The following is a 23,716-nucleotide window of genomic DNA, read 5'->3' as shown; positions in this document are numbered from 1 at the left end:
GTTCAGACCGTTCCGGCGACGTGTGCCGCCTCTTCCCGGTCCGGCGACGTCACGATGGCGGCCTGGGCGTCCGCCACGTCCGCCAGCAGCCAATCGCGCTGATCTTCCGCAGCGGCAGAGGCGAGGACCAGTCCCACGCCGCTGCGCATCTCCAGGGCGAAGCGGTCGGCGCCCCAGTCGCCGGCCAGCCACGCCTCGGTGACGCCGGAGATCGTGCGGAGCAGGGCGTCTGTGGTGGGGACGGCCTTCAGGGACGCGGACAGCTGGCCGGCGTCCATCGCTGCGCCCACGAGGCCGCACCAGAGCTGCCGGCCTTCGCCGGACATGAAGTCGCGAACCTCAGGCGAGGCGCTGCCGAGGGCGGCGTGGAAGAGGCCGCGATAGAAGGGCCGATCCTCGACGTAGTGGTCGACCACCAGCCGCGTGGCCGCCAGCAGCCGCTGGAGCGGGCCGTCCGCGGGCAGGGCGCCCAGCTTGCGGCCGAACCGCTCGAACTCGTCGCGAACCACCAGGCGCAGGACATCGGCCTTGCCGCCGACGAGGTTGTAGGGCGTGGCGGGGCTCAGCCCCGCGCGGGCGGCCAGGTCCTTCATCGAGAAGCCGGCGTCGCCAGCCTCCCGCATCAGGACCTGCGCCGTCTCCACCAGATGGCGGCGCCGGGCCTCCCTGCGTTCGGGGGACAGCGCCAAGGCTAGACCGCCGCCTGGGGGATGTTCTCGTAGTAGGGGATCATGACGTCGCGGCTGCCCTCCGCGACCTGTCCCAGCATCGACACCGTGACCGGGTGCACGATGTCGGCGTCGACCATGATCTCCACCAGGGCCGGGCGGCCGGCCGACAGAGCGCGCTCCATCGCCGGGCCGACCCCGGCCAGCGTCGTGACGCGCTCGGCGTGGCAGCCGAAGGCGGCGGCGATGTCGGCATAGTGCGTGCCGGCGATCTGGGTGATCACGTTGTAGTTCGCCCCGTACATGAGCTGCTGGCCGTGAATCGACATGCCCCAGACTTCGTTGTTCAGCACGACCGTCACGATGGGCAGCCGATGGCGCACCATGGTGTCGAATTCCTGGACGTGGAAGCCCATCGCGCCGTCGCCGGTGACCTGCACCAGGCGCCGGTCTGGGTGCGCGAGCTGGGCGCCGATGGCGAAGCCCGGTCCGATGCCGAGGCAACCCAGATAACCGTGGCTGAGGACCCGCGCCGGCGCATCCACCCGCACCGCGCCTCCGGCCCATGAGGCCGCTTCGCCGCCGTCCAGCACGAACACCGCCTCCGTTCCCGCGGCCTGCGCCACCGCGGCGGCGGCGTGGGCGGGATGGATCTTCCCCGTCTCCGAGGGTGGCGGGACCATGGCCGCCATCGCCGCGCGTACGGACGTCGCCTGGGCCGCCCACCCGCTCCAGTCCTGTCCGGCGAAGCCTGCGGTGGCGGTGTCGAGCGCCGACAGGGTCTCGGCGGCGGCGGCCGCGATGGCGAGGTCCACGTCGCGAATGCGGCCGATCTCCCCCGCGTCCAGCGCCACCTGCGCCACCCGCGCGTCGTGCGGCACGATCGCGCCTGAGCGTCCGCCCAGCAGCAGTCCCATCCGCGCGCCCAGCAGGATCACCAGGTCGGGCCGCGGCAGCCCCAGCATCGGCAGGACGCCCAGCCCGCTCGCGGCGCCGCCGTCCAGCGGATGACCGGGCGGCAGCAGGCCGGCCGCCTGCGACTTGACGAAGACGGGGATCCGGAGACGCTCGACCAGCGGCCGGATCGCCGTGGCCGTGGCGTCGTTCGCCGCTTCAAGGCCGGCGATGATCACAGGGCGCTGCGCCGCGGCCAGCAGGTCCACGAGCGCCTGGGTCTCGGAAGGCGCGGGCGCTGGCCGGGGGCGGACGTTGACGCCGGCGGGTGGCGTGGCCTGCGAGAGCGGGACGCTCTGGTGGAGGATGTCGATCGGCAGTTCCAGCACCACCGGCCCCGGCCGTCCGGTGACCGCGCGGCGGATCGCCATGGCCGTGAGGTCGGGGATGCGTTCGGTGGCGGGGATGCTCAGCGCCCACTTCGAGACGGGCCGGGCCATGGCGATCTGGTCGATGCCGCCCTGCAGCGGATTGGTCTCCACCTCGCGCAACGGCGGGGCGCCGATGATGAACAGCACCGGCGAGCCGTCGAGGTGGGCGTTGGCGATGGCGGCCGTGGCGTTCGCGTAGCCGGGGCCAGCGGTGATGATGCAGACGCCGAGCCGGCCGGTGGTGCGCGCATAGGCGTCGGCCGCATGGCCGGCGGCGGCCTCGTGCCGGAAGTCCGTGATTGCGATGTCGTGGTCCACGCAACCCTTGAAGAGCGCTTCATGGTGACCGCCGTGGAGGGCGAACACCCGGGTCACGCCCGCGGCCTTGAGCGTGCGCGCGACCAGTTCGCCTCCCGTCACGCGCGTCTGCGAAGTTTCCATGCAATCCTCCCGCGTCGCCCTGTGGCGGCTTGCGCGCCGGGCGTTTCCATAATTAGAGTACAATATAATTATACAGTAGGGCGGAGCTGACCAGCCCTTCGGGAGGACGTGAGGATGCGGTTTTCCAACAAGGTCGTGATCGTCACGGGCGGCGCGTCGGGCATCGGCCTCGCGGCGGCGCGGCGCTTTCATGCCGAGGGCGCGGCGGTCGTGATCGCCGACGTGCAGGACGAGCTGGGGCAGCGCGCTGCGGCCCAGCTGGGCGAGGGTCGCTGCGTCTACCGTCACACCGACGTCGCCTCGTGGGATGACGTGCAGGCGATGGTGGCCACGGCCGAGGCCGAGTTCGGCGGACTGGATATCCTGTTCAACAACGCCGGCGTCGGCTGCTTCGCCGCGACCCCGGACCTCACGCCCGAGGAATGGCGGCGGGTCATGGCCATCGACCTCGACGGCGTCTTCTACGGCTGCAAGGCGGCGCTGCCGGCGATGCGCAAGCGCGGCGGCGGGGCGATCGTCAACACGGCCTCGATCTCCGGGATGGCGGCCGACTTCAGCTTCGCGGCGTACAACGCCGCCAAGGCGGGCGTGATCAACTACACCCGCGCCGTCGCCATCGACCACGCGCACGAGCGAATCCGCGCGAACGCCGTCTGTCCGGGGCCGGTGGACACGCCGATCATCGCTGGCATCAACGAGATGCAGGGCGTCCGGCAGGTCTGGGACAAGGCCGTGCCGATGGGCCGGTTCGCGCGCGCGGAGGAGATCGCGGCCGTAGTGCTGTTCCTGGCCTCGGACGATGCTTCCTACATGACGGGCGCAATCGTGCCGGTGGACGGCGGCGTAACGGCGCACACCGGCCAGCCAGACCTCCCCGGCATGCTGGGCCTGCGCGGCGTCTAGCGGCCAGAGACCATCGCTTCGGCCCGGCGAGTGGCCGCAGAGAGGCGTGCGGACCAATCGGCGATCAGCCCGGTGATGACGGCGTCGTCGGCGTCGGCGGGCACGTGGAGCGGGCCTTCCCAGACCACGGCGCCGCGCCCGAACGGGGCGGCGAACATCACCTTGTCCCAGGTGTTCTGCAGCCGCCACGCCGGGGCGGCGGCTATTCCCATCAGGTAGACCGGCTGGCCGGAGCGGCGGGCGATCTGCAGCGAGCCGGCGGCGATCACCTCGTTGGGGCCGCGCGGCCCGTCGGGCGTGACGACCAGGGCGCCGCCGTCCTTCACCCAGGCGGTGGCCTCGCGGATGGCGGCGACCGCCTGCCGCGCCTTCGCCGCGTCGCCCTTCTTGGCGGAGGAGGCGCGGATGGCGGGGAAACCCGACATGTCCAGCGCGCGGGCGATGAACTCGCCGTCGGCCGAGGGCGAGATCAGGCACTTGGTCCGCTTGCGCCACCATTGCGGCGCGGTGGCGAGGCAGAGCGGGATGCGGCCGTGCCAGAAGAGGGCGATGGCGCCCTTCGCGTCGTCGGCCAGCACCGGCTCGACGCAGGCGACGTTCTCGTGCCGCCAGCGCACGGTGCGCAGCACGAGGCGCAGGTAGGTCCCCAGCACCCAGCCGAGAACGGCCTGGACGCCGTCCGATCGCAGGAAGGCCTTCACGCGGCGGGCTCCGCCTCCAGGTCCTGGCTCCTGGCCAGCCGGGCGTAGAGGCCGCGCTTGGCGACCAGGCTCTCGTGGTCGCCGGTCTCCACGATGCGGCCGCGGTCGACGACGTAGATCCGGTCGGCGCCCCGCACGGTGGAGAGGCGGTGGGCGATCAGCAGGGTCGTGCGGCCGGCCATCAGCCGCTTCAGCGCCGCCTGCACCTGCGCCTCGCTCTCGGTGTCCAGCGCGCTGGTGGCCTCGTCCAGCAGCAGGATCGGGGCGTCCTTCAGGAAGGCGCGGGCGATGGCGATGCGCTGGCGCTGGCCGCCCGACAGGCGCGCGCCGGCTTCCCCGACCAGGCTGTCGTAGCCGTCGGGCAGCTCGCCGATGAAGTCGTGCGCCGCCGCCGCGCGGGCCGCGGCCTCAACCTCGGCGGGGCTGGCGTCGGGGCGGGCATAGGCGATGTTGGCGCGGATGGTGTCGTCGAACAGGAACGGCTCCTGGGTGACCAGGGCGATCTGGTCGCGCAGGGAGTCCAGCGCCACGTCACGTACGTCGCGGCCGTCCAGGGTCACGCGGCCGGCGGTGACGTCGTAGAAGCGCGGGATCAGGTTCAGGATCGTGCTCTTGCCGCCGCCGGACGGGCCGACCAGGGCCACCGTCTCGCCGCGCCGAGCCTCCAGGCTGACGCCGTCCAGGGCGGGCGGGCCTTCGCCGCCGTAGCTGAACGCCACGTCCTCGAACCGGATCGTGCCCTCGGCGCGGGCGAGGCGCGGGGCGCCCGGCCGTTCGCGCACCTCGGGCTCCACGTCCAGGGCGGCGAACAGGCGGCGGGCGGCAGACATGCCCTCGGCGAAGACGGTCTGCAGGTTGGCGAGCTGGCGCAGGGCCTGGCTGGCCATGGTCAGGGCGGCGATGAAGGAGAAGAAGGCCCCGGCGTTCATCTCGCCGTGGGTGGAGCGCCAGCCCGCGTAGGCGAACACGATCGCCACGATCAGGGTCATCAGCAGCTCGGTGGCCGGGGCGGCGCGGGCGCGGGCGTTGGCGCCCTTGGTCAGGTGCTGCTGGCGGCGGCGGACCACCTCGGCGACGCGGGCCTCCTCATAGGCCTCGCGGTTCTCCAGCTTCACGACCCGCACGCCGTCCAGGCTCTCCATAATCGCCGAGGAGAGGGCGGAGGTCTCGGCCATGGCGCCCTTGGCGGCCTTGGTGGTGCGCTTGGAGAAGCGGCGCATGATCACGCCGGCCAGGGGCACGACGCCGATCAGCACCAGCGAGAGCATCCAGTCGTTGGCCACCATCACCAGGACGGCGCCCAGGAAGATCAGAAGGTTCTGGGTGTAGTTCACGACCCCGGCCGTGGCCGCCTCGCGGATCAGGCCGGCGTCGTAGAGCACCGACGACACGTAAGCGCCCGAGTGCTGGCTGCGCAGGTGGGCGAGGTCGGCGCGGACCAGCTTCCCGAAGAGCTGCACCTGGACGTCGCCGACCACGGCGTTGCCGATGCGGTTCACCAGCGTGGCCTGGACGACCTGGGCGATCGTCCGCGCGGCGGCCAGGGTGGCGATGGTCAGGGGCAGCCAGAGGAGAGCGCCGGGCTTGTGGAAGACGAGCAAGTCGTTGGTGGCGGGCTCGATGATCCGCACCAGCTCGGCGCTGCAATAGGCGACGACCACGGCGGCCAGCATGGCGACCACCCAACCCTTCCAGCGGGGCGCCATGTAGATGCGGGCCACCCGCGCGATCAGGTCGCGGGCGGTCGGCTCCGGCCGGCCCGGGTCGCTCATGAGGCTCGATCGCTCATGGGGTTGGGGTCGGATGTTGCGGGGGCGAAGTCAAGCGCCGCTCAGCGGTCGGCCAGCGCCGTCTCGATCTCGGCGATGGCCTCGGTCACCGCGCCGTCGTCGTCGCCGAAGATCCCGTCCCAGACCATCTTGAAGAACGGGCCGGCCTGGCGGGCCCGGTCCTCGTCGTGCTGGACTTTCCAGGCCGTGAGCCGCGCCAGCACCCGGCGGGCGGCTTCGGGATCGGCGCCGTCCCGGTGGGCCCGCCACCAGGCCAGGTCGGCTGAAATCCCCTGCGGCTGCGCCATCTCGCCTTCCTGCACACTCCGGGCGGCATCCTGACCGCATTTTGCGCGCGGAGCCATTTCCTTAGCCGGAAGTTAGGCGCCTGGGCGGGAGAATGGCCCCTCGCTTTCGGGGGACGCATGAGTCTGAAGGGGATCGACATCGGCCAGAACCGATCCGACGCCTTCGCTGGGGCAGCGCAGCTGCTCCGCCGCGCATGGGGCCAGGAGGGCCGCGCCCGGCGACCGGACACCCCCGTTGTCGAGCAGCTCCTCAGCCTGGAGGCCGGCTTCGACTTCGGCGCCGCGGCGCTTGTGCCCCCGGAGGCGATCGCGATCGCCGTGCTCGGGCGTCGCAACGAGGTTCTCGACGCCGACGCGGCCTTCGCCGCCGCCTTCCCGGAGCCGGCCGCCGTTCCCGACCTCTACCGGCTCGCCGAAAGGGCGCGGCGGGAAGGTTCGGCGATGGGCCTGATCGAGGCGGCCGACGGCGCCCTAGCTCCGGCCTGGTTCGGGCGGGGGGAGGCCGCGCTTCGCTGGGTCAGGACGCCGACCGGGGCCCGCGCGGCCAGCCAGCCGCAGGCGATCGTCGCGCTCCTCTTTGCGCCCTCCCGGTCGAGCGATCTTGCGGCGCGGGCGGCCGCGGCGTTCGGTCTGACGGCGCTGGAGGCTCGGCTGGCCCAGGCCTTCCTCTTCGCGCCGACCTTGGAGATCGCTGCGGCCCAGGCCGGTGTCGGCGCGACGACCGCGCGCGACGCTCTGAAGCGGATCATGGGCAAGCTGGGGGTCTCCCGGTCCAGCGACGTGGTGCGTCGGCTGGCCGAGACGATGAGCGTCGCTCACGAGGCCCCTGAGGCGGACGCCACCCTACTGAGCGACGCCTTCGGTCTGACCCTGGCCGAAGCTGGCGTCGCCGCCGAGCTGGCGGCCGGCGCCACGCAACGCGAGGCTGCCACGCGGCTCGGGCTCCAGCCCGAGACGGTTCGGACCTACGCCAAGAGCGTGCTTGCCAAGACGCGGGCCAGGCGCGCCAAGGATCTCGGGCGCCTCGCAGCCGAGACCCGCGCGCTGCGGGGCCTGGTGGATGTCGCCGAGCCTGTGTTCAGCTCGGACGCCCCGGTCGCCCGGCTGCGGCTGCTGCCGAGGGAAGGGGAGCGCCGGCTGGCGTTTCTGGACTACGGACCCGCAAGCGGGCGGCCAGCGGTCATCTTTCACGGCTTCACTGCCGGGCGGAGCCTGCCGGCCGAGCTGGCGACCGCCCTTCAGGGCCATGGGCTGCGGCCGCTGATCCCCCAGAGGCCGGGCTTTGGTCTTACCAGTCCAGCGACGCGAGACTACCTGGTCGAGGCGGCCGACGACCTGGAGGCCCTGATGGTGGCCCTGGGCGCTCGCAAGGTCAGTCTGTTCGCACGGGATGGCGGGACCGCCGCCGCTCTCGCCTTCGCCGCCGCCTATCCGCATCGCATCGCCCGAGGCGTTCTCCTCAACCCTCGCGCGCCCGGCCACCTGTCGGCCGAGCACAAGAACGGCGTCGTCCTTCGCATGACCCGGCTCATCCTCGATCATCCGCACCTGATCGACGGGCTGGGCGAATTCATCCGCCGGCGCACGCGAAGCGACTTCCTGGATGCGGCGCTCGACCGGACTTTGCGGGCGATCCCGGCGGACGAGCAGGCGCTGCGGGACCCGCTCGTCCGGGCGCAGCTGATCCGCGACATCCAGGCCCAGTTCGCGCACACGAGCGCAGGCTATGCGGCGGAGCATGCGATCTACGCGCGGGGCTGGCGTCCGCCTGCGCTGACATGCGGTCCCTGGCTGGTGGCCGAGGCCACCGGGGTGGGGCAGGCGTCGCGCGAGGCTTGGCGGGCCCTGCCGGAAGTCTCGTTCCATCCACTGGCGGACGCCGGGATCCTCGTGCAGTTCACCCACCCGACGGCGCTCGCCGCTTTGATCGCCGGTTGACAGGCGAGGCGCGGGTCAGGCCCCGACGAACCATCGGGGCCTTTCCCAGGCCTCCCGCTGGGGTCAGGCCGTCAGCGCCTGGGCGGACCTGGCCCGACGCAGGACGGCGCCCGCGCCCCCGAAGCCGAGGATCATCAGGGCCCAGGTCGTCGGCTCGGGAACACCCGCCACGGGATCAACGATCGCGTTGCAGGCGGCGTTTCCATTGGTCGTGAAGCAGATCGACTGGTTGTCCTGCAGGATCGCTTGATTGTGGCTCCACTGCACGAACTGGCCCTGGGACTGGATGCCCTGGATACCGACGGTGGCGCTTGCGCCATGGTCGAAACCGGCGTTGCCGAACGTCGTCTGGGTGTAGCGCATCAGGATGTCGCCCGTGGCCTCGTCCAGCACCGTCTGGAAGTTGATGGACGAGCCGCCGATCGAATAGGAGTTGGCGATCTGCTGGACCACGAACTTGCGGCTGCCCGGCGTCGTGCCGATCGTCTCGTAGTAGACACCCCGCATCGGATCCGAGTCCGGCGTCACCAGGTCGTCCCAGTAGGTGAAGATGGCGGGTCCACCCGAGAACTGGGACGCTGTCAGGTCATAGTTCGTGTAGCCCGTGTTCGGTCCGCCGAACATGATCACGCCGTTGCTCGACAGGAAGGCCGTGTCATAGGTCTGGCCGTAGAAGTCGAAGTTCATGCCCAGCGACACCTGAACGTATGAGTCGTCGACGTTCGTCAGCACCTTGGCGCCCGTGCCGGTGATGTCGTTGAACGTATAGGTCACCTGGTCGGTGGCGACATAGCCGAAGCTGTCGGGCCCCCGCGTCTCGGCATTGGCCGCCGTCGCCAGGGCCAGCGCCATGGCCGCGCTCGCGCAGATCAGAACTCGTTTCATTTACAACCCCACAACTGAACGCACGCTCCACAGCGAAGCGTCGGATGCGTTTCCGGCCCGAGCTGTAGGATTTGGCGATCGCCGCCAGCCACCCCCTTTTTGAGGTGCGGCGGATGCGCAACGCTTTCTCGTGAAAGGGGAATTTCACTTCGCGCAGGCATGGCGAGGCGCGAAAGCACCGGCAGCCCGCTGCTCGCAGCAGGTCGAATGCATTGCCGGAGGCGGTTCCCACCACAGACCGCCACGTCTAGGCTCAGGACCACGGAGCCTCATTCGAGACGGAGCTGGCCGCGTGACCAAGCCTATGAAGATCGACTTTGTCTCCGACGTGTCCTGCCCTTGGTGCGTCATCGGCCTCGGCGGGCTTGAGGAGGCCTTGGCGCGGGTCGGCGATCTGGTCGATGCGACGATCACCTTCCAGCCGTTCGAGCTCAATCCGGGCATGCCGCCCGAGGGCCAGAACCTTCGCGAGCACGTTTTCGAGAAGTACGGCGCGACGCCCGAGCAATCCGCGGCGAACCGCGAGCAGATCCGCGCCCGCGCGGCCGAGGTGGGCTTCACCATCGCCACAACCCCCGAGAGCCGGATCTACAACACCTTCGACGCCCATCGCCTGCTGCATTGGGCGGGCCTTGAGGGACGCCAGCTGCCGCTGAAGCACGCCCTGTTCGAGGCCTATTTCACGCGTGGCGAGAACCCCTCGGATCACGAGGTGCTCGTCGCCGCCGCCGAACGGGCCGGGCTCGATCCCGTCGCGGCCCGTGACGTGCTGACCTCGGACCGCTTCGCCGGCCACATCCGCTCTCTGGAGCGCCAATGGTACGAGGCCGGCATCAGCTCGGTCCCGGCTGTGATCATCAACGAAAAGTACCTGATCTCCGGCGGCCAGCCCGCCGCCGCCTTCGAACGGGCGCTCCGCACGATCGCGGCGGAGTCGTAGCGGCGCCCCCATCCTCGTTTCGCAGCCGCCAGCCAGCCGCGTCTGCGACGTCAGGCCGTGCGGCGCGCATACGCCCCGCGCCATCCTGCGCCCTTCCACCGTCCGGCGGCTGGCCTTACCTAGGCGGCATGAGCTCCGCCCCTGCCGAGGACCGCTTCGACCTCTCCACGCCGTGGGGACGGACGCGGACCTATCTGGACTACCTCTGGAACGACCACGCCTATCTGCGGCTGGGGTTTTCCAACGCGCACTGGATCTCGGACGAGCTGGTGCGGGCGAACCAGCCGTGGCCGCATCAGATCGCGGCGTGGAAGGGCCGGGGCATCCGCACGATCGTGAACCTGCGGGGCGGGTTCGACGCGAGCTTCCATGCGCTGGAGAAGGACGCCTGCGAGCGGCTGGGGCTGAACTTCGTCAACTTCACGATCACCTCGCGCGAGGTGCCGTCGCGCGAGCGCGTGCTGGGGGCCAAGCGGCTGTTCGAGACGCTGGAGTATCCGGCGCTGATGCACTGCAAGTCGGGCGCGGACCGGGCGGGCATCATGAGCGTGCTCTACATGCACTTCCGAAAGGGCAAGACGATCCGCGAGGCGCTGGACCAGCTGCACATCCGCTACCTGCACGTCCGGCACGGCAAGACCGGGGTGCTGGACTATACGTTCGCGCGCTACCTCACCGAGGGCGAGCCGGCGGGGATGAGCTTCCTGGAATGGGTGCAGAGCCCCATGTACGACCCGGCCGGGATGAAGGCCGACTTCCGCACCAACATGTGGGGCAACCTGCTGACCGAGAGCGTGCTGCGCCGGGAGTAGGCGAGATCCTCCCCGCAGGGGGAGGGGGACCACGAAGTGGTGGAGGGGGTTCCGCCGCAGAGGCCGCTGATGAACCCCCCTCTCCTGCTTCGCAGGAGCTCCCCCAAGGGGGAGCATCTTCGGCGCTCCTAGTCGTCCGCGCCCGGGGTCAGCAGCTTGTGGGCGTGGAGGATGAAGTAGCGGACCAGGGCGTTGTCGACGGTGGCCTGGGCCTTGGCGCGCCAGGCGCGGACGGCCTCTTCGTAGCTGCCGTAGGCGCCGGCGAAGTCGATCTTGGAGAAGTCCTTGAACTCGGGCGGACCGTCGAGGGACTTCAGTTCGCCGCCGATGACGAGGTGGAGGAGTTCGGTGCTGGGCATGTGTGAGGTCGTTTCAGCTGAAATCAATTGCGCGCGCCCATATGCCGGACGCGCTCCAGGATCAATGGGGCGAGACCAGGGGTCGCACAGATGAGGCTGGCCTGCGAGGGGCGGGGGGCGTTGTAGCGGAAGGCCGATCCGGTGTGATCGCCGACGAAGCAGCCGGCCTCGCGGGCGATCAGATCGCCGGCGGCGACGTCCCAGTCAGACTTGCGCACCGGGGCCACGGCGGCGTCGAAGTCGCCGGCGGCCACCAGGCACATGCGCAGGGCGGTGGAGCTGCGCTGCTCGACCTGCATGGCGGGCCAGGGCGTGGGCCAGGACCAGTGCTCGAAGACCAGGGTGTCGCCGACCATGCGGCAATTCTCCAGCGCCATCGTCTCGCTGGGGCGGATCGGCAGGCCGTTGCGGGTGGCGCCGGCGCCGGCGGCCGCGGCATAGGCCTCGTCCAGCTCCGGGGCGAAGACCACGCCGGCGACCGGCAGGCCGTCTTCCACCACCGCGATCGCCACGGACCACCAGGGGCGGCCCTTCAGGAAGGCGCGGGTGCCGTCGATCGGATCGACGACGAAGATGCGCTGGTGGGCGAGGCGGCCGTGATCGTCGGCGGTCTCCTCGGACAGCCAGCCATAGCCGGGGCGGGCGGCGCGCAGGCGCTGGGTGAGAAGCGAGTCGGCGGCGAGGTCGGCGTTGGTGACCGGGGTGCCGTCGTCTTCCTTGTATTCGATCTCCAGGCCCTGGCGGCGGATCGTGCGGGCGAGGTCGCCGGCTTCGCGGGCGGCGTCCAGGATCAGCGTCAGGTCGTCGTCGACCGCCAACTTGGTCAGCGTCCCGCGATGGCGAGGGCGTCGATCAGCAGCGAGGGGGCGTTGGCGGCGCCGCGAATCTCCAGATCGGAGCCGGGGACGACGCGGCTGAAGATCTCCAACAGGTTGCCGGCGACGGTGATCTCGCTGACCGGATAGGCGATCTCGCCGTTCTCGAACCAGAAGCCCGAGCAGCCCACCGACCAGTCGCCGGTGTTGGCGTTGAGCGAGGGGCCGAACATGGAGGTGACGAGCAGGCCGGCGCCGGCGTCCTTCATCAGCCCCGCTTGGTCCCTGTCCCTCGGCTGGAACGTGAGGTTGGAGGTCGAGACGCCGGGCGGGCCGGCGAGGCCGCGCGAGGCGTGGCCGGTGGTGGAAAGGCCGAGCTGGCGGGCCGAGGCGGTGTTGAGCAGCCAGGTGGTGAGCACGCCGTCGTCAATGAGGTTCACCGGCGCGTTGGCGACGCCCTCGTCGTCAAAGGGCGAGGAGCCGAGGCCCCGCAGCCGATGCGGGTCGTCGCGGATGACGACGCCCTTGGCGAAGATCTGCTGGCCCAGCCGGTCCTTCAGGAACGAGACCCCGCGGGCGATGGAGGGGCCGGAGATGGCGCCGATGAACGGGCTCATCAGCGAGCCGGCCAGGCGGTTCTCGAAGATCACCGGGGCGGTGGTGGAAGCGATCTTGCGCGCGCCGAGTCGGGACGCGGCGCGCCGCCCCGCCTCCGCGCCGAGGCTCTCGGGGCTCGGCAGGTCGGATTGCCAGCGGGCCGAGCGACCGTCGTAGCCGGTCTCCATGCCGCCGCCGTCGCTGGCGATGGCCGAGGCGCCGATGGAGAATCCCGAGGCGCGGTGCACGCCGCGGAACCCGCCGCTGGTGACCATCGTCCACTGGGAGGACGACCAGGAACCGCTGGCGCCGTCGGTGTTGGTGACCTTGGGCGCGGCGCGGGCGGCCGCCTCGGCGGCCCGGGCGCGGTCCTCCAGCGCTTCGGCCGAGGGCTCGGTCGGGTCGAAGAGGTCGAGGTCGGGCAGCGGGCCGCGCGCCAGCCGGTCGGGATCGGCGAGGCTGGCGTAGGGGTCTTCCGGCGCGAGCCGGGCCATGGCGACGGCGCGCTCGACCAGCTTGGCGCGGGCCTCGGGCGAAACGTCGGAGCCGGAGACGGTGGCCTGCCGCTGGCCGACGAAGACGCGCAGGCCGAGGTCGCGAGACTCCTCGCGCTCCACCTCTTCCAGCTCGCCCATGCGCACGGAGATCGAGAGGCTGCGGCGCTCGGCGCCCACGGCTTCGGCGGCGTCGGCGCCCGCCTTGAGGGCGGCGGCCACGACGTCGTTCAGCAGGTTTTCGTCCATGGCCCGGATATGGCCGACCGGAGCCGTCGGAACAACCCTAAGGGAAGGCGTAGAACAACAGTGACGCAGCCATGGCCACGTAGGCGATCCAGGTGGCCAGCACGCCGACGGCGCGGGGCCAGGTCGCCGCGATGCTGCGCGAGAGGCCGAAACCGTGCAGCACGCGACCCACGAACAGCGTCAGGCCGACGGCGTGGATCAGCAGCGGCAGGGCGCCCACCAGCGCCAGCAGGGCCAGGCCCGCCAGGGCGGTGGGGACATACTCCGTCGCATTGCCGAAGGCGCGGATCGCCTGGGTCAGGGCGGGCACGCCGCCATCGCCGATCTCGACCTGGTGCTTGCGGCGCTGACGGGTGACCAGCACGGAGAGCACCAGCAGCAGGATGACGTGCAGGCCGGCCCAGAGGGCGGCGGCATGGGCGGAAGCCAGCGGGTCCAACAGCATGTCTCTCCTAGCCGACCGGCCGGCCGTCGCCGGGCAGGCCCAGCCTGGACCACTTCTCGGTCACCGTGTCGATGACGGCCTGGTCCATGCCGAGCTTCTCGCCCCACTCGCGGTGGGTCTCGGGCGGCCATTTGTTGGTGGCGTCGAGGCCGATCTTCGAACCCAGGCCGCTCTCGGGCGAGGCGAAGTCGAGGTAGTCGATCGGCGTGTTCTCGACTACGGTGATGTCGCGGGCCGGATCCATGCGGGTGGAGATCGCCCACATGACGTCCTTCCAGTCGCGGGCGTCGATATCGTCGTCCACGACGATCACCCACTTCGTATACATGAACTGCCGAAGATAGCTCCAGACGCCCATCATCACGCGCTTGGCGTGGCCGGGGTAGGCCTTCTTCATCGACACCACGGCGATGCGATAGCTGCAGCCCTCGGGGGGCAGCCAGAAGTCCACGATTTCCGGGAACTGCTGGCGGATCAGGGGGATGAAGACCTCGTTCAGCGCCTCGCCCAGCACGCTCGGCTCGTCAGGCGGCCGTCCGGTGAAGGTGGTCAGGTAGATGGGGGCCTTGCGCATGGTGACCGCGGTCACCTCGAAGACCGGGAACTTCTCCACGCTGTTGTAGTAGCCGGTGTGATCGCCGTAGGGGCCCTCGTCGGCGTACTCGTCGAGGTGGACCAGGCCCTCCAGCACGATCTCGGCCTGGGCCGGGACCATCAGGGGCACGGTCTTGGCCGGGACGAGGTCCAGCTTGGCGCCCCGCAGGAGGCCGGCGAACTGGTACTCGGACAGGGTGTCGGGAACGGGCGTCACGGCGGCCAGTATCGTGCCCGGGTCGGCGCCGATGACCGCGCAGGCCGGCAGGGGCTCGCGCTTGCCCGACTTCTTCCAGCGCTGGTGGTGCTGGGCGCCGCCGCGGTGCGCCAGCCAGCGCATGATGGTGCGGTTCCGGTCCAGCACCTGCATGCGATAGATGCCGAGGTTGTAGTCGTCCTCGCGCGCCTCGGACGGGCCCTTGGTGACCACCAGCGGCCAGGTGATCAGCGGCGCCGGTTCGCCCGGCCAGCAGGTCTGGATCGGCAGCTTGGTGAGGTCGATCTGGTCGCCCTTCAGCACGACCTCCTGCACCGGGCCGGACTTCCGGACCTGCGGGCGCATGCCCATCACCGTCTTGGCCAGGGGCAGCATGTCCCAGGCGTCCTTCAGGCCGCGGGGCGGCTCGGGCTGGCGAAGGAAGGCCAGCAGCTCGCCCACCTCCCGCAGCTCGCCGGCGGTGGTGCGTTCCTTGCCCTCCAGGGTGACGCCCATGGCCACGCGTTTCACCGTGCCGAAGAGGTTCACCAGGCAGGGCATCGACGAGCGCTCGCCGTCGGCGCGCGTGACGTTCTCGAACAGCACGGCGGGCCCGCCGGTCGCCAGCAGGCGCCGCTGGATCTCGGTCATCTCGAGGACGGACGAGACGGGCTCGGAGACGCGCACCAGTTCCCCGGCCGCCTCCAGCTTGTCGAGGAATTCGCGCAGCGACCGATATGCCATGCGCGCGGTTTACCCGCGCCCGCGGAACCGGTCTAGGATGGGCCATGGCTCAGCTCGACCTCGACGACCTGCCGCCCAAGATCGCGGCCCTGCTCGCCGGCCTGTCGGCGGGCGACGAACTGGTGCTGGTGCAGCACGGCGCGGTCGTGGGGCGGCTGGCGATGTCCGAAGCCTCGCCCGCCGCGGCGCCCGAGCCGCCGCTCCCGCCCGAGCAGCACGCCGCCGAGGTGTTCGAGAACTTCCGCGCCTCGATCGAGGACGAGTTCTAGGCGTCCGCCGCTGTCGGCCGTCCGCGTAGAGCGCTCCCCGCCAACCCGAACCCCAGGATCATCAAGGCCCAGGCTTGCGGCTCCGGGACTGCGGCCCCAGCCGCGGTGAGGGAAACGTCATCCAGCGCGGGCGCCCCGCGCGCCGTGGAGCCACTGGCGCCGATGAACTGAACGCGTACGGTTCCTGAGGTCGGCGCGATCGCCGTCACGACATACTCGGTCCATGTCGCGCTGGTGGCGCCAGGTGCATACGGTAGGGTGACCGTCGTGCTGCCAAGTACGGTTGCGCCATCCATCAGGCTCGCCACTAGTGTGCCGGAGCTGTTCTGCGCCCATCGCCCGGACCAGAAGCTCATGGTGAGGAGGCTGCCGGGTGTGAGTCCGGAAATGTCCTGATAGAGGCCGCCCGTCGGGCTGGCGCTGTTCGTATCGAGATACCGGTTTCCACCGTGCGCCGAGAGCAACTGCGCAAATCCAGCGCCGGTCTGGACATAGGCGCTGCTGAGGATGTCGGGCGGGGTGTAGCCGGGCAGGGCGCTCCAACCTGTCGGCGTCAGGGGGCCACGGTAATAGGTCCCGAAGTTGAGGGCCGGCCCCTCCTCGAAACCGCCGTTGGTCAGCAGGTTTGCCGCTTGGGCGCCTCCCGCTAGGCAACATGCAGCTCCAGCGAGCGCCAGGGTAAAGAAAGGTCTCACAGTCACCTCCGCCACCACCCGTTTGGTGGTGGCAGACAAGCGCACCTCCGTGATCCGGGCATCCCCTGAAAGGGGGTCCTGACGTATCGTGGGTGGGTCAGTCGGTTACGCGTCGCTCGGCCTCCCAGGCCTTCACCACGCTCTTCTTCGCGATCTTGCGGAAGCGGCGTTCGAGAAAGGCGCGGAATGAGCCGGGATCCAGGGTCGCGATGCGCGCCAGGACGCTCGGATAGTCCTTGTAGTGCGGCGTGATGTGGAAGGTCTGCGGCTCGGCCTCCATCAGCATCTCCCGCTCGTCGAAGCCTACTTCCAGCAGAACCAGGCTGTCGTCCTCATCCCGGATGCGCGTGAAGAACTTGCCGTTCAGCTTGAAGGAAGGGCGGCCGTAGCTGAGCCCCTGCTCGCAGCCGGGGAAAGCCAGGGCGATGGCGGCGACCTCCTCGCGGGTCATGGCGCGGCGTCCTGAAATAGAGAGGCGAGGATCATGCGCTGGCCCCGCGCAGCGTCAATCGGGGGTGGCGCCGAACCGGCGGAGATGGGAGTTACCGGCTCATGGGCATGGGATCGTTCGTGCGACGCGTGGCGTCCGGGGTCCGCCGGGCTGTCCTCTCGGTGGTGGGGCCGAGGCTGGACCGCGCCTACCTGATCCCGGACCTCCCCAGGCCGGACCTTACCGCCCACCAGGCGCTGCAGGAGCGCGTGATCGAGGCGGGCGACCGGCCGGGCTTGCGCATCCTGGAGGTGGGCAGTCGGGAGGTGACCGGCAGCTACGGCCTCAGGCAAAGGCTCAAGCACGCCGAGTACGTGGGCTTCGACTACTATCCCGGCCCCAATGTGGACGTGGCGGGCGACGCGCACCGGCTGTCGAAGCTGGTGGAGGGGCGCTTCGACGTGGTGTTCTCGACGGCGGTGTTCGAGCATCTGGCCATGCCCTGGGTGGTCGCCGAGGAGATCGCGAGGGTCCTGAAGCCGGGTGGGATGCTGTTCCTCGAAACCCACTTCTCGTACTCGGCGCACGAGCGGCCCTGGCATTTTTTCCAGTTCAGCGACATGGGCCTCAGGGCCCTGTTCTCGCCGGCCCTGGGATTCGAGTGCGTCGAGGCCACCCTGCAGAACCCGATCGTCGGGCGCTTCTCGGCCTACGCCGACCGCTACCTGCGCTTCAGGCCCGTGCCGGCGCTCTACTGCCACGCCACCATCGTCGCCCGGAAGACCCGCGACGTGGAGGGCTTCGACTGGCGCAAGATCACGGTCGCCGAGGTGGTCGGCGAGACGCACTACCCGCCGCCGGTGGGCTAAGGGTTCAGCGGCTTGGCGTCAGGGACAGCGCGCGCAGTGCGTCATCGATGGGGATGAAGAGGTTGATGCCCACCGGCGCGCCGCCGATCTCCATTCCCGACACTGTGATGCCGACGACGGAGCCCTCTTCGTCGAGGAGAGGCCCGCCGCTGTTGCCTCCGTTCACCACCGCGTCGCTCTGGATGTAGGCGCGGCCTTCGTAGACGCGAGTCGCTGAGACCACGCCCTTGGTGACCGAGCCCTGGAATCGCTGGTCCAGCGGCGTGCCGACCACGAAGACAGCTTCGCCCAGCCGTGGCGCCAACGTGCGTAGAACCAGTGGCGACGACCGGGGCGCGCTGGTTCGCACCAGCGCCACGTCGCGACCGGGGTCGGAACGCAAGACTTCCCCAACACCTTCCCCGCCGTCCGGCCAGCGCACCTTCACGTACCGGGCGCTTCCGACCACATGATGGTTCGTGAGCAGCAGGCCGTCGCCGGCAATCAGGAAGCCACTGCCCATGCCGTCACCCGCAAAGATCGTGACCACGGCGCCGGCGGAGCTGGCGATGGTGCGGACCGCCGGTGGCGGCGCAGCGAAAGTCATGGGCGGGAGGCTGGGCCTGCTCGACTCCTGCGTGGGCTGCGTCATCAGCTCCCGATACTGAGTAGACGCCAGCAGGGCCCTGACGTTCTGGCGAAAGGCGTCGTAGAACGTGCGCTCGACACCGTCCGAGGTATAGCGCTTCTGCTCTCCGCCCGCCGTGGTGGGGACGCGTGCGACGATCTGCCGGCGCACACTGTCGAAGACCTGCCATTCGACCGACATCCGCATGCGACCGCTGTAGACGACGGGGTTGGCCTCCACATTGCTGCACAGGCGAGCGTCCATCCCCGTGATGAGTGCGGCGACCTGATAGCGCTCAGAGCTCGGGCCCGTCTCGAACAGGTTGACGTTCTGGCTGCTGGCGAACCCCGCCTGCCCAGACTCCTCGCGGAAGACGGCCCCCAGCCGGGCAGGATCGAGCTCCCAGTCCGCCGCGTTCCAGCGAAGAGGGCTGGAAATGAGGCTGCAGGTGAGTATCGACCCTGTGTAGGCCCAGGTTGCACCTTCGTTCAGTTGGAAGGCGCCTCGGACGAACTTCGCTCCTTCGACCCGCGTCCCGGCCGCCAGCGGCGCCACCTGGACCGGCGGGGGAAGATCGAGCGACGGCGCAGCCTCGGCGCCGCCAGCCATGGCCACGCAGCCGATGGCCGCCAAAAGCAGGTCGCGAATTCTCAACGCATTGCCCCCAACTCGATAGTCCGATTCTGCAGCAATCTTGGGTTGCGATCTACCCCTCGCTCCACACCGCCAGCTCGTTGCCCGCCGGGTCGGCGAAGTGGAAGCGGCGGCCGCCGGGGAAGCTGAAAATCGGCCGGGTGATCTTGCCGCCAGCGGCGCGGACCTTGGCCTCCATGGCCTCCAGGTCGTGGGCGTAGAGCACCACGAGTGGCGCGCGTGTCGCCTCCGCGGGGTCGGCGTCGAAGCCGCCGTCGAGGCCCTCCTGGAAGGCGGCATAGCTGGGGCCGTAGTCGGTGAAGACCCAGCCGAAAGCCTGGCCATAGAAGGCCTTCAGCGTCGGGAGATCGCCACCGCCGGGCAGTTCCACATAGTCGATCTTGCCGTCTTCGCGCACGAGAGCGCCTCCCGATTGTTCCCAATTTGTTCCGAGCCTAGATCGTCGTCACGGCAGTGTCCAGACGGCCGTCTTCTTGACCTCCATGTCCTCCAGCTCGCGGGTGGTCGGGACCTGGTATTCGGCGAGCTTCGTGAGCCCCTCGCGCGGGAAGTAGCTGCGGCCCGGGTCGCCGATCAGCACCGTCTTGCCGGCCGCGCGGGCCTGGCCGAGCCAGGCCATGACCCGATCGGCGAGCGGCTTCTCATAGCAGATGTCGCCCGCCAGGATGACGTCGGCCCAGGCCGGCGGCGGCGCATCCAGCAGGTCGTCGCCGGTGAAGTCGCAGGCGACGCCGTTGGCCTCGGCATTGACCGCCAGCGCTGCGCCGCAGAACGGGTCCACGTCGGCGGCGAGCACGCGGGCGGCGCCGGCTCTGGCCGCGGCGATGGCGACGATCCCCGAGCCGGAGGCGAAGTCGACCACCGCCTTGCCCGCCACGATCTCGGGATGATCCAGGACATAGCGCGCCAAGGCCTGCCCCCCGGCCCAGGCGAAGGCCCAGAACGGCGGCGGCAGGCCGATCTGCTCGAGGGCCTCCTCGGTCATCCGCCAGATCGGGGTGATTTCATCGGCCAGGCGCAGGACCAGTTCGGGGGTGTGGGGCGGAGCCTGTGGCCGGGTGTTCTCGAGAACGAAGGCGCGGCGTCCCTCGGGCGTGGGGTCGATCATCCGCGACCTCTCGCCGCAGAACGCCTGTGGATCAACCGGGTGTGCTCGATATTTGCGCGCGGTTAAGCTCTGGCTGAACAGGGTTCGGATTGGGAGTAGCGGCCTGGGAGGCGGCGAATGGGCGTGTTCCGCCGGGCGGACGCGCTGCGAACGGAGGGACTGGGACGGAGCCTCGAGGCGCGCGTTGTCGGCGTGGCGCTGCTCTCGACGCTCACGGCGCTGGTCGTGGCCTTCGCGGTCTATCAGTGGCGAAACTGGTCTTCCGACCGGTCCGAGCTCGCGCGTGAGTCGCTGATCCTGGCGGCGGCCATCGCCGCGGCCGCCGATCGCGAGCTGGACATCGGCTCCACCGAAACCCAAGCGGCGACCGCAGCCCTGCTCTACAGCAGCAAGAGCGCCGCGGTGGCTGTCTACCGGGACACCGAGGGACGCGAGTTCAGGCTCGCCAAGCCGGGGGCCGAGGATGTGCGCCTGTCCCTGACCGGCGCCATCCGGCCGACGGCCCGCTATCGGGGCGCCGTGCTGGAGGTTCATGCGCCACACCTGGTCGAGGGGCGTCGGGCCGGCGAAGTGGCGCTGTGGGTCGATGGCGGCCACCTGATCACCGAGCGGCTGGCGAACATCGGCATCGCCCTTGGGCTGTCCCTGGCGGCGACGCTCGCAGGCGGGTTTGTCGCCCGCCGCCTGGCGCAGCGCGCGCTCGCGCCGCTCCGCGCCCTGGAGCAGGCCATGGACGCGGCGGCCTCGTCGCGCGACTTCAGCGTTCGCCTGCCCGTGGCGCACGACGACGAGGTCGGCCGGCTTACCGAGCGCTTCAACCGCCTGCTGGGCGGGCTCGAAACCTATGACGAGAGCCTGAAGAGCGCGCTTCGGGACGCGACCGCCGCGCGCGACGCGGCCGAGGCCGCCGGCGCCATGAAGGCGCAGTTCCTCGCCAACATGGGCCACGAGCTGCGCACGCCTCTGAACGGCGTGCTGGGCATGAGCCAGGCGCTGCTTCGCGACCCGCTGACGCCCGCGCAGCGCGAGCGCGTCGACGTGATCCTGAACTCGGGATCTGCGCTGCTCACGGTGCTGAACGACATCCTGGACCTCGCGGACATGGAGCGGGGTGAGGTGCGTCTGGAGAACCAGGCGTTCGATCTCGCACAGATCGTCGAACAGGCCTGCGCGACCGCCTCGCTGCTCGCCCGGACGAAGGCGCTGACCCTGGAGGTGGACATCGCGCCGTCGGCCGGCGGCGCCTGGATGGGCGACGCCGCGCGGCTGCGTCAGGTGGTGTACAATCTGGTCTCGAACGGACTGAAGTTCACCGACCGCGGCGGGGTCACCGTGCGAGTGACCGGGGGTGAGCGCGGAGTCGTCATCGTCGTCACCGACACCGGCATCGGCGTGCCGCCGGACGTCCTGCCCCGCCTCTTCGAGAGTTTCACCCAGGCCGAGGCCGGGGCGACGCGCAGATACGGCGGCGTCGGCCTGGGGCTGGCCGTCTGCCGGCATGTGGTGGCGCTGATGAACGGCACGATCGCCGCCGAAAGCGAAGCCGGAAAGGGCAGCACCTTCACCGTTCTCCTGCCGCTTGATCGGGCGGAGGCGCAGATGGGCGGGCCGCAAGCTCACGGCGTCGCAGGGCTCAAGGTGCTGGTGGCCGAGGACAACGAGACCAACCAGCTTGTCGTGCGCACGGTGCTCAACGCCCTGGGGGTGGACCCGACCATGGTCGCCGACGGCAGGGCGGCTGTGGACGCGTGGAGCGAAGCGGACTGGGATCTCGTGCTGATGGATATCCAGATGCCCGTGCAGGACGGCGTCGCGGCCACGCGGGAGATCCGCCAGAGGGAGGTCGAGCGCGGCCTCGCGCCGACGCCCATCATCGCCCTCACGGCCAACGCCATGCCAGGCCAGGTCGACGGCTACCTCGCCGCCGGGATGGACGGGGTGGTGCCGAAGCCGATCATGATCGAACAGCTCCACGGCGCGCTGGTCGCCGCGGCGGCCAGCCGGACCGAGGCGCATCCCCGGATCGAGTCGTCGGCCTCGATGTAGGCGGTGGCTGTCGCTACTGCAGCGCCCGGAAGGCGCCGGGGCGCACGCCCCGCTGCTCGGGCGTCGCGCCGCCGCCCTGGTCCTCGTTCGCCGGCTTGGATGACGCCATGCGCAGGACGTCCATGTAGCCGGGCGCGGTCAGCATGCCGGGCAGCACGCCCTTGGCCTTCAGCAGCCGGTGGGTGCGGGGCAGGTGGTAGCAGGGCACATGCATGAACATGTGATGCTCGCAGTGGTAGTTCACGTAGTACGGCGCCAGGAACATCCGGGCGACCAGGCCGGCGCGGGTGGTGCGGGCGTGGCGCAGGGGATCGGGCTCGTCCTTCGCGACGCAGGCGTGCTCGGCGATGTTGCGCAGGCGGGTGATCATCGGCAGCCACGTGGCCGACGGCAGCCACCACAGCACAGGCCAAGCCCACCAGTAGCCGAACGGCGCCGTCAGCGCGATCGTGACCGCCCCACCGATGAAGAAGCGTGGGCGCCGCTTCACGAACGCCCAGACGACGCCCAGCGCGCTCTCGCCGGGTTTCCGCTCGCGGATGCGGCGGAACAGCGGAGCCCAGCGCTGTTTGAAATGGGTCTGGCCGCTTAGGTCGCGGACGATCTTGCGCCGCAGGCTGAGCGGCGTGATCGGGAACGGAGCCGACAGCCCGAGGTCGGGGTCTTCCGCCTGCTGGGCGTACTTGTGGTGGCCGAGGTGATAGGCGCGGTACTCCGCAAGTCCGCCCGGCGTCAGGTATTCCCCAAGCCAGTCGTTGATCTTCAGGTTGGGGTGCAGCGCGCCATGGGCCGCGTCGTGCATCAGGATGGCGAGGCCGAGCTGGCGGCCGCCGATGATCATCACCGCGAGCGGGATGGTGATCGGGAACAACATGGCCATGGCCGCGGCCGCGCCGATGACGATCCACGCATGGGCGACCAGGGCGGGGCCCTTCCACGCGGACTTGCGCGCGAGCGGCGCCCATTCCTCTGGCGTGAAATAGTCCTTGGGGGCGACACGGGCGGCGGCGGCCATCAGGCGTCTCCAGTCTGGTTGTCGGCGGTGGCCCGGACGACAGGCGCGGCCCGCAGCAGGGCCATCATCTCTTCGGCGGCGTCGGCGACCGTGGCGTCGGTCGCGCCCTCGCGCAGGGCGACGCCCAACGCCAAGGTCCAGAAGCGGCGGGCGACGGTGGCGGTGGGCTCGGGTCCGGTCCAGCCGCGGGCGCGGCGGGCGTCGGCGTAGGCGCGGTCGCCCTCCGCGTGGAGCCGCTCGAACGTCCGCTCGATCAACGGCGCCAGGTCCTGGCGCCGGCGGGTCAGTGAAAGCGCCTCGACGAACAGCGCCAGGCCAGGCGACCCAACCACGGTCTCCACGAGCCGCCGATTGTAGTCGGAGCCGGTCGTCGCGCCCGCGGCGGCGGACTCGGCCTGCCGCGCCACGTACAGCACCTCGCGGCAGGCCGCCTCGACGAAGAGGGCCTCCTTGGTGCGGAAATAATAGGTGACCTGGCTGGGGTAGGCGCCGGCGGCCCGGGCGATCTCGGCCACCGAGGCCGCAGTCAGACCCTTGGCCTTGAACAGCTCCACCGCGGCGTCCAGCAGGCGCGAGCGCATCCGCTTGCCGGGCTCGCGCACGGCGCGCACTTCCGCCAGGGATTGCACGTTCGCCATGTCTTGTTTGTATGGCGTACAAATTCAGTAGGCAAGGCCCGCGCACGCCCGCGGCAAGCCGCCGGATGCGTCATGCGCGCTTTCGCCGCTGGCTCTTCACCATGCTTCGTCACCTCGCGGCCACGAACACAGGCGACTCTCTCCTGCGTGAGGAGATGCAACCTATGCTGAGTGGATTGATGCGACTGTTCGGCTTCCGGCG

25 protein-coding genes are annotated in these 23,716 nt (G+C 70.3%); 7 read left to right on the top strand and 18 right to left on the bottom strand.

Features of this window, described 5'->3' with window-relative positions; all coding sequences use genetic code 11:
* Positions 1-2 precede the first annotated feature (2 nt).
* Complete coding sequence (locus DJ019_RS14340) at positions 3-689, bottom strand: TetR/AcrR family transcriptional regulator (protein ID WP_111276734.1); 687 nt, start codon at positions 687-689, stop codon at positions 3-5.
* Positions 690-691: 2 nt separating this feature from the next.
* Positions 692-2,434: a thiamine pyrophosphate-binding protein gene (locus DJ019_RS14335; protein WP_111276733.1), complete on the bottom strand. Its 1,743-nt coding sequence runs from the start codon at positions 2,432-2,434 to the stop codon at positions 692-694.
* Between the two features lie 114 nt (positions 2,435-2,548).
* Here DJ019_RS14335 and budC point away from each other — a divergent pair, with 114 nt between their 5' ends.
* A complete protein-coding gene (gene budC, locus DJ019_RS14330; protein ID WP_111276732.1) occupies positions 2,549-3,337 on the top strand; it encodes a meso-2,3-butanediol dehydrogenase in 789 nt (262 codons plus the stop codon).
* Here budC and DJ019_RS14325 read toward each other — a convergent pair.
* Genes DJ019_RS14325 through DJ019_RS14315 form a run of 3 tightly spaced genes read right to left on the bottom strand, consistent with a single transcriptional unit; the run spans position 3,334 to position 6,115 of the window.
* Positions 3,334-4,038 carry a lysophospholipid acyltransferase family protein gene (locus DJ019_RS14325; protein ID WP_111276731.1) on the bottom strand — a complete coding sequence of 235 codons (705 nt, stop codon included), beginning with the start codon at positions 4,036-4,038 and terminating at the stop codon, positions 3,334-3,336. The two genes, budC and DJ019_RS14325, sit on opposite strands and share 4 nt — an antisense overlap.
* A complete protein-coding gene (locus DJ019_RS14320) occupies positions 4,035-5,810 on the bottom strand; it encodes an ABC transporter ATP-binding protein (protein WP_111276730.1) in 1,776 nt (591 codons plus the stop codon). Before DJ019_RS14320 ends, DJ019_RS14325 begins: the two co-directional genes overlap by 4 nt.
* 59 nt (positions 5,811-5,869) lie before the next feature.
* On the bottom strand, positions 5,870-6,115 hold the full coding sequence (locus DJ019_RS14315) for a hypothetical protein (protein WP_111276729.1): 246 nt from the start codon (positions 6,113-6,115) through the stop codon (positions 5,870-5,872).
* A 117-nt stretch (positions 6,116-6,232) separates the two neighbouring features.
* On the opposite strand from DJ019_RS14315, the gene DJ019_RS14310 reads away from it, so the two are divergent.
* The gene (locus DJ019_RS14310; protein ID WP_111276728.1) at positions 6,233-8,053 is read left to right on the top strand and encodes a bifunctional helix-turn-helix transcriptional regulator/alpha/beta hydrolase; all 1,821 of its coding nucleotides are present in this window, start codon (positions 6,233-6,235) and stop codon (positions 8,051-8,053) included.
* A 63-nt stretch (positions 8,054-8,116) separates the two neighbouring features.
* On the opposite strand, the gene DJ019_RS21215 is transcribed toward DJ019_RS14310, so the two are convergent.
* Positions 8,117-8,938, bottom strand: coding sequence for a PEPxxWA-CTERM sorting domain-containing protein (locus tag DJ019_RS21215; protein WP_205854171.1), 822 nt, complete (start codon positions 8,936-8,938; stop codon positions 8,117-8,119).
* Between the two features lie 292 nt (positions 8,939-9,230).
* On the opposite strand from DJ019_RS21215, the gene DJ019_RS14300 reads away from it, so the two are divergent.
* A complete protein-coding gene (locus DJ019_RS14300) occupies positions 9,231-9,878 on the top strand; it encodes a DsbA family oxidoreductase (protein WP_205854170.1) in 648 nt (215 codons plus the stop codon).
* A gap of 128 nt (positions 9,879-10,006) precedes the next feature.
* The gene (locus DJ019_RS14295) at positions 10,007-10,690 is read left to right on the top strand and encodes a protein tyrosine phosphatase family protein (RefSeq protein ID WP_111276726.1); all 684 of its coding nucleotides are present in this window, start codon (positions 10,007-10,009) and stop codon (positions 10,688-10,690) included.
* Between the two features lie 128 nt (positions 10,691-10,818).
* Here DJ019_RS14295 and DJ019_RS14290 read toward each other — a convergent pair whose 3' ends face one another.
* The 5 genes from DJ019_RS14290 to DJ019_RS14270 are packed head-to-tail and all read right to left on the bottom strand — an operon-like array spanning position 10,819 to position 15,183.
* Complete coding sequence (locus tag DJ019_RS14290; protein WP_111276725.1) at positions 10,819-11,049, bottom strand: DUF4170 domain-containing protein; 231 nt, start codon at positions 11,047-11,049, stop codon at positions 10,819-10,821.
* 23 nt (positions 11,050-11,072) lie between these two features.
* Positions 11,073-11,867 carry a 3'(2'),5'-bisphosphate nucleotidase CysQ gene (locus DJ019_RS14285; protein WP_111276724.1) on the bottom strand — a complete coding sequence of 265 codons (795 nt, stop codon included), beginning with the start codon at positions 11,865-11,867 and terminating at the stop codon, positions 11,073-11,075.
* A 5-nt stretch (positions 11,868-11,872) separates the two neighbouring features.
* A complete protein-coding gene (locus tag DJ019_RS14280) occupies positions 11,873-13,204 on the bottom strand; it encodes a TldD/PmbA family protein (RefSeq protein WP_111276723.1) in 1,332 nt (443 codons plus the stop codon).
* 37 nt (positions 13,205-13,241) lie between these two features.
* Positions 13,242-13,649, bottom strand: coding sequence for an MAPEG family protein (locus DJ019_RS14275; protein ID WP_420849874.1), 408 nt, complete (start codon positions 13,647-13,649; stop codon positions 13,242-13,244).
* Positions 13,650-13,656: 7 nt separating this feature from the next.
* Entirely contained in the window at positions 13,657-15,183 is a 1,527-nt protein-coding gene (locus tag DJ019_RS14270; RefSeq protein WP_111276722.1) for a UbiD family decarboxylase, read from the bottom strand.
* Positions 15,184-15,227: 44 nt separating this feature from the next.
* Between DJ019_RS14270 and DJ019_RS14265 the strand changes: the two genes are divergently transcribed.
* A complete protein-coding gene (locus DJ019_RS14265) occupies positions 15,228-15,452 on the top strand; it encodes a hypothetical protein (protein ID WP_111276721.1) in 225 nt (74 codons plus the stop codon).
* On the opposite strand, the gene DJ019_RS14260 is transcribed toward DJ019_RS14265, so the two are convergent.
* Together DJ019_RS14260 and DJ019_RS14255 are read right to left on the bottom strand one after the other, a co-directional pair.
* Complete coding sequence (locus tag DJ019_RS14260) at positions 15,449-16,186, bottom strand: PEPxxWA-CTERM sorting domain-containing protein (RefSeq protein ID WP_111276720.1); 738 nt, start codon at positions 16,184-16,186, stop codon at positions 15,449-15,451. The genes DJ019_RS14265 and DJ019_RS14260 overlap by 4 nt on opposite strands.
* Positions 16,187-16,244: 58 nt before the next feature.
* Complete coding sequence (locus tag DJ019_RS14255) at positions 16,245-16,598, bottom strand: MmcQ/YjbR family DNA-binding protein (RefSeq protein ID WP_111276719.1); 354 nt, start codon at positions 16,596-16,598, stop codon at positions 16,245-16,247.
* 101 nt (positions 16,599-16,699) lie between these two features.
* Between DJ019_RS14255 and DJ019_RS14250 the strand changes: the two genes are divergently transcribed.
* Entirely contained in the window at positions 16,700-17,446 is a 747-nt protein-coding gene (locus DJ019_RS14250; RefSeq protein ID WP_205854169.1) for a class I SAM-dependent methyltransferase, read from the top strand.
* A gap of 4 nt (positions 17,447-17,450) precedes the next feature.
* On the opposite strand, the gene DJ019_RS14245 is transcribed toward DJ019_RS14250, so the two are convergent.
* The 3 genes from DJ019_RS14245 to DJ019_RS14235 are packed head-to-tail and all read right to left on the bottom strand — an operon-like array spanning position 17,451 to position 19,815.
* Entirely contained in the window at positions 17,451-18,707 is a 1,257-nt protein-coding gene (locus DJ019_RS14245; RefSeq protein ID WP_133255309.1) for a S1C family serine protease, read from the bottom strand.
* A 52-nt stretch (positions 18,708-18,759) separates the two neighbouring features.
* Positions 18,760-19,104, bottom strand: a complete 345-nt coding sequence (locus DJ019_RS14240; RefSeq protein WP_111276717.1) for a VOC family protein — start codon at positions 19,102-19,104, stop codon at positions 18,760-18,762.
* Between the two features lie 48 nt (positions 19,105-19,152).
* On the bottom strand, positions 19,153-19,815 hold the full coding sequence (locus DJ019_RS14235) for a class I SAM-dependent methyltransferase (protein ID WP_111276716.1): 663 nt from the start codon (positions 19,813-19,815) through the stop codon (positions 19,153-19,155).
* A 117-nt stretch (positions 19,816-19,932) separates the two neighbouring features.
* Here DJ019_RS14235 and DJ019_RS14230 point away from each other — a divergent pair, with 117 nt between their 5' ends.
* Positions 19,933-21,861: an ATP-binding protein gene (locus DJ019_RS14230; protein WP_111276715.1), complete on the top strand. Its 1,929-nt coding sequence runs from the start codon at positions 19,933-19,935 to the stop codon at positions 21,859-21,861.
* 13 nt (positions 21,862-21,874) lie between these two features.
* Here the strand turns inward: DJ019_RS14230 and DJ019_RS14225 are convergent, their stop codons facing one another.
* Positions 21,875-22,876 carry a fatty acid desaturase family protein gene (locus DJ019_RS14225; protein WP_111276714.1) on the bottom strand — a complete coding sequence of 334 codons (1,002 nt, stop codon included), beginning with the start codon at positions 22,874-22,876 and terminating at the stop codon, positions 21,875-21,877.
* Entirely contained in the window at positions 22,876-23,514 is a 639-nt protein-coding gene (locus tag DJ019_RS14220; RefSeq protein ID WP_205854168.1) for a TetR/AcrR family transcriptional regulator, read from the bottom strand. The genes DJ019_RS14225 and DJ019_RS14220 overlap by 1 nt, the downstream gene beginning before the upstream one ends.
* Between the last annotated feature and the right edge of the window lie 202 nt (positions 23,515-23,716).

The sequence above is a fragment of the Phenylobacterium kunshanense genome (assembly GCF_003254525.1).
Taxonomy (GTDB): Bacteria; Pseudomonadota; Alphaproteobacteria; order Caulobacterales; family Caulobacteraceae; genus Phenylobacterium; species Phenylobacterium kunshanense.
Note: the sequence above shows the minus strand (reverse complement) of the source record. Positions and strands in the feature narration are given on the sequence as shown.

Bases quoted from the DNA above. Each gene is read 5' to 3' on its own strand.
- DJ019_RS14335 (WP_111276733.1), bottom strand. From the start codon at position 2,434: ATGGAAACTTCGCAGACGCGCGTGACGGGAGGCGAACTGGTCGCGCGC.
- budC (WP_111276732.1), top strand. From the start codon at position 2,549: ATGCGGTTTTCCAACAAGGTCGTGATCGTCACGGGCGGCGCGTCGGGC.
- DJ019_RS14320 (WP_111276730.1), bottom strand. From the start codon at position 5,810: ATGAGCGACCCGGGCCGGCCGGAGCCGACCGCCCGCGACCTGATCGCG.
- DJ019_RS14315 (WP_111276729.1), bottom strand. From the start codon at position 6,115: ATGGCGCAGCCGCAGGGGATTTCAGCCGACCTGGCCTGGTGGCGGGCC.
- DJ019_RS14310 (WP_111276728.1), top strand. From the start codon at position 6,233: ATGAGTCTGAAGGGGATCGACATCGGCCAGAACCGATCCGACGCCTTC.
- DJ019_RS21215 (WP_205854171.1), bottom strand. From the start codon at position 8,938: ATGAAACGAGTTCTGATCTGCGCGAGCGCGGCCATGGCGCTGGCCCTG.
- DJ019_RS14295 (WP_111276726.1), top strand. From the start codon at position 10,007: ATGAGCTCCGCCCCTGCCGAGGACCGCTTCGACCTCTCCACGCCGTGG.
- DJ019_RS14290 (WP_111276725.1), bottom strand. From the start codon at position 11,049: ATGCCCAGCACCGAACTCCTCCACCTCGTCATCGGCGGCGAACTGAAG.
- DJ019_RS14280 (WP_111276723.1), bottom strand. From the start codon at position 13,204: ATGGACGAAAACCTGCTGAACGACGTCGTGGCCGCCGCCCTCAAGGCG.
- DJ019_RS14275 (WP_420849874.1), bottom strand. From the start codon at position 13,649: ATGCTGTTGGACCCGCTGGCTTCCGCCCATGCCGCCGCCCTCTGGGCC.
- DJ019_RS14270 (WP_111276722.1), bottom strand. From the start codon at position 15,183: ATGGCATATCGGTCGCTGCGCGAATTCCTCGACAAGCTGGAGGCGGCC.
- DJ019_RS14265 (WP_111276721.1), top strand. From the start codon at position 15,228: ATGGCTCAGCTCGACCTCGACGACCTGCCGCCCAAGATCGCGGCCCTG.
- DJ019_RS14255 (WP_111276719.1), bottom strand. From the start codon at position 16,598: ATGACCCGCGAGGAGGTCGCCGCCATCGCCCTGGCTTTCCCCGGCTGC.
- DJ019_RS14250 (WP_205854169.1), top strand. From the start codon at position 16,700: ATGGGCATGGGATCGTTCGTGCGACGCGTGGCGTCCGGGGTCCGCCGG.
- DJ019_RS14235 (WP_111276716.1), bottom strand. From the start codon at position 19,815: ATGATCGACCCCACGCCCGAGGGACGCCGCGCCTTCGTTCTCGAGAAC.
- DJ019_RS14230 (WP_111276715.1), top strand. From the start codon at position 19,933: ATGGGCGTGTTCCGCCGGGCGGACGCGCTGCGAACGGAGGGACTGGGA.
- DJ019_RS14225 (WP_111276714.1), bottom strand. From the start codon at position 22,876: ATGGCCGCCGCCGCCCGTGTCGCCCCCAAGGACTATTTCACGCCAGAG.
- DJ019_RS14220 (WP_205854168.1), bottom strand. From the start codon at position 23,514: ATGGCGAACGTGCAATCCCTGGCGGAAGTGCGCGCCGTGCGCGAGCCC.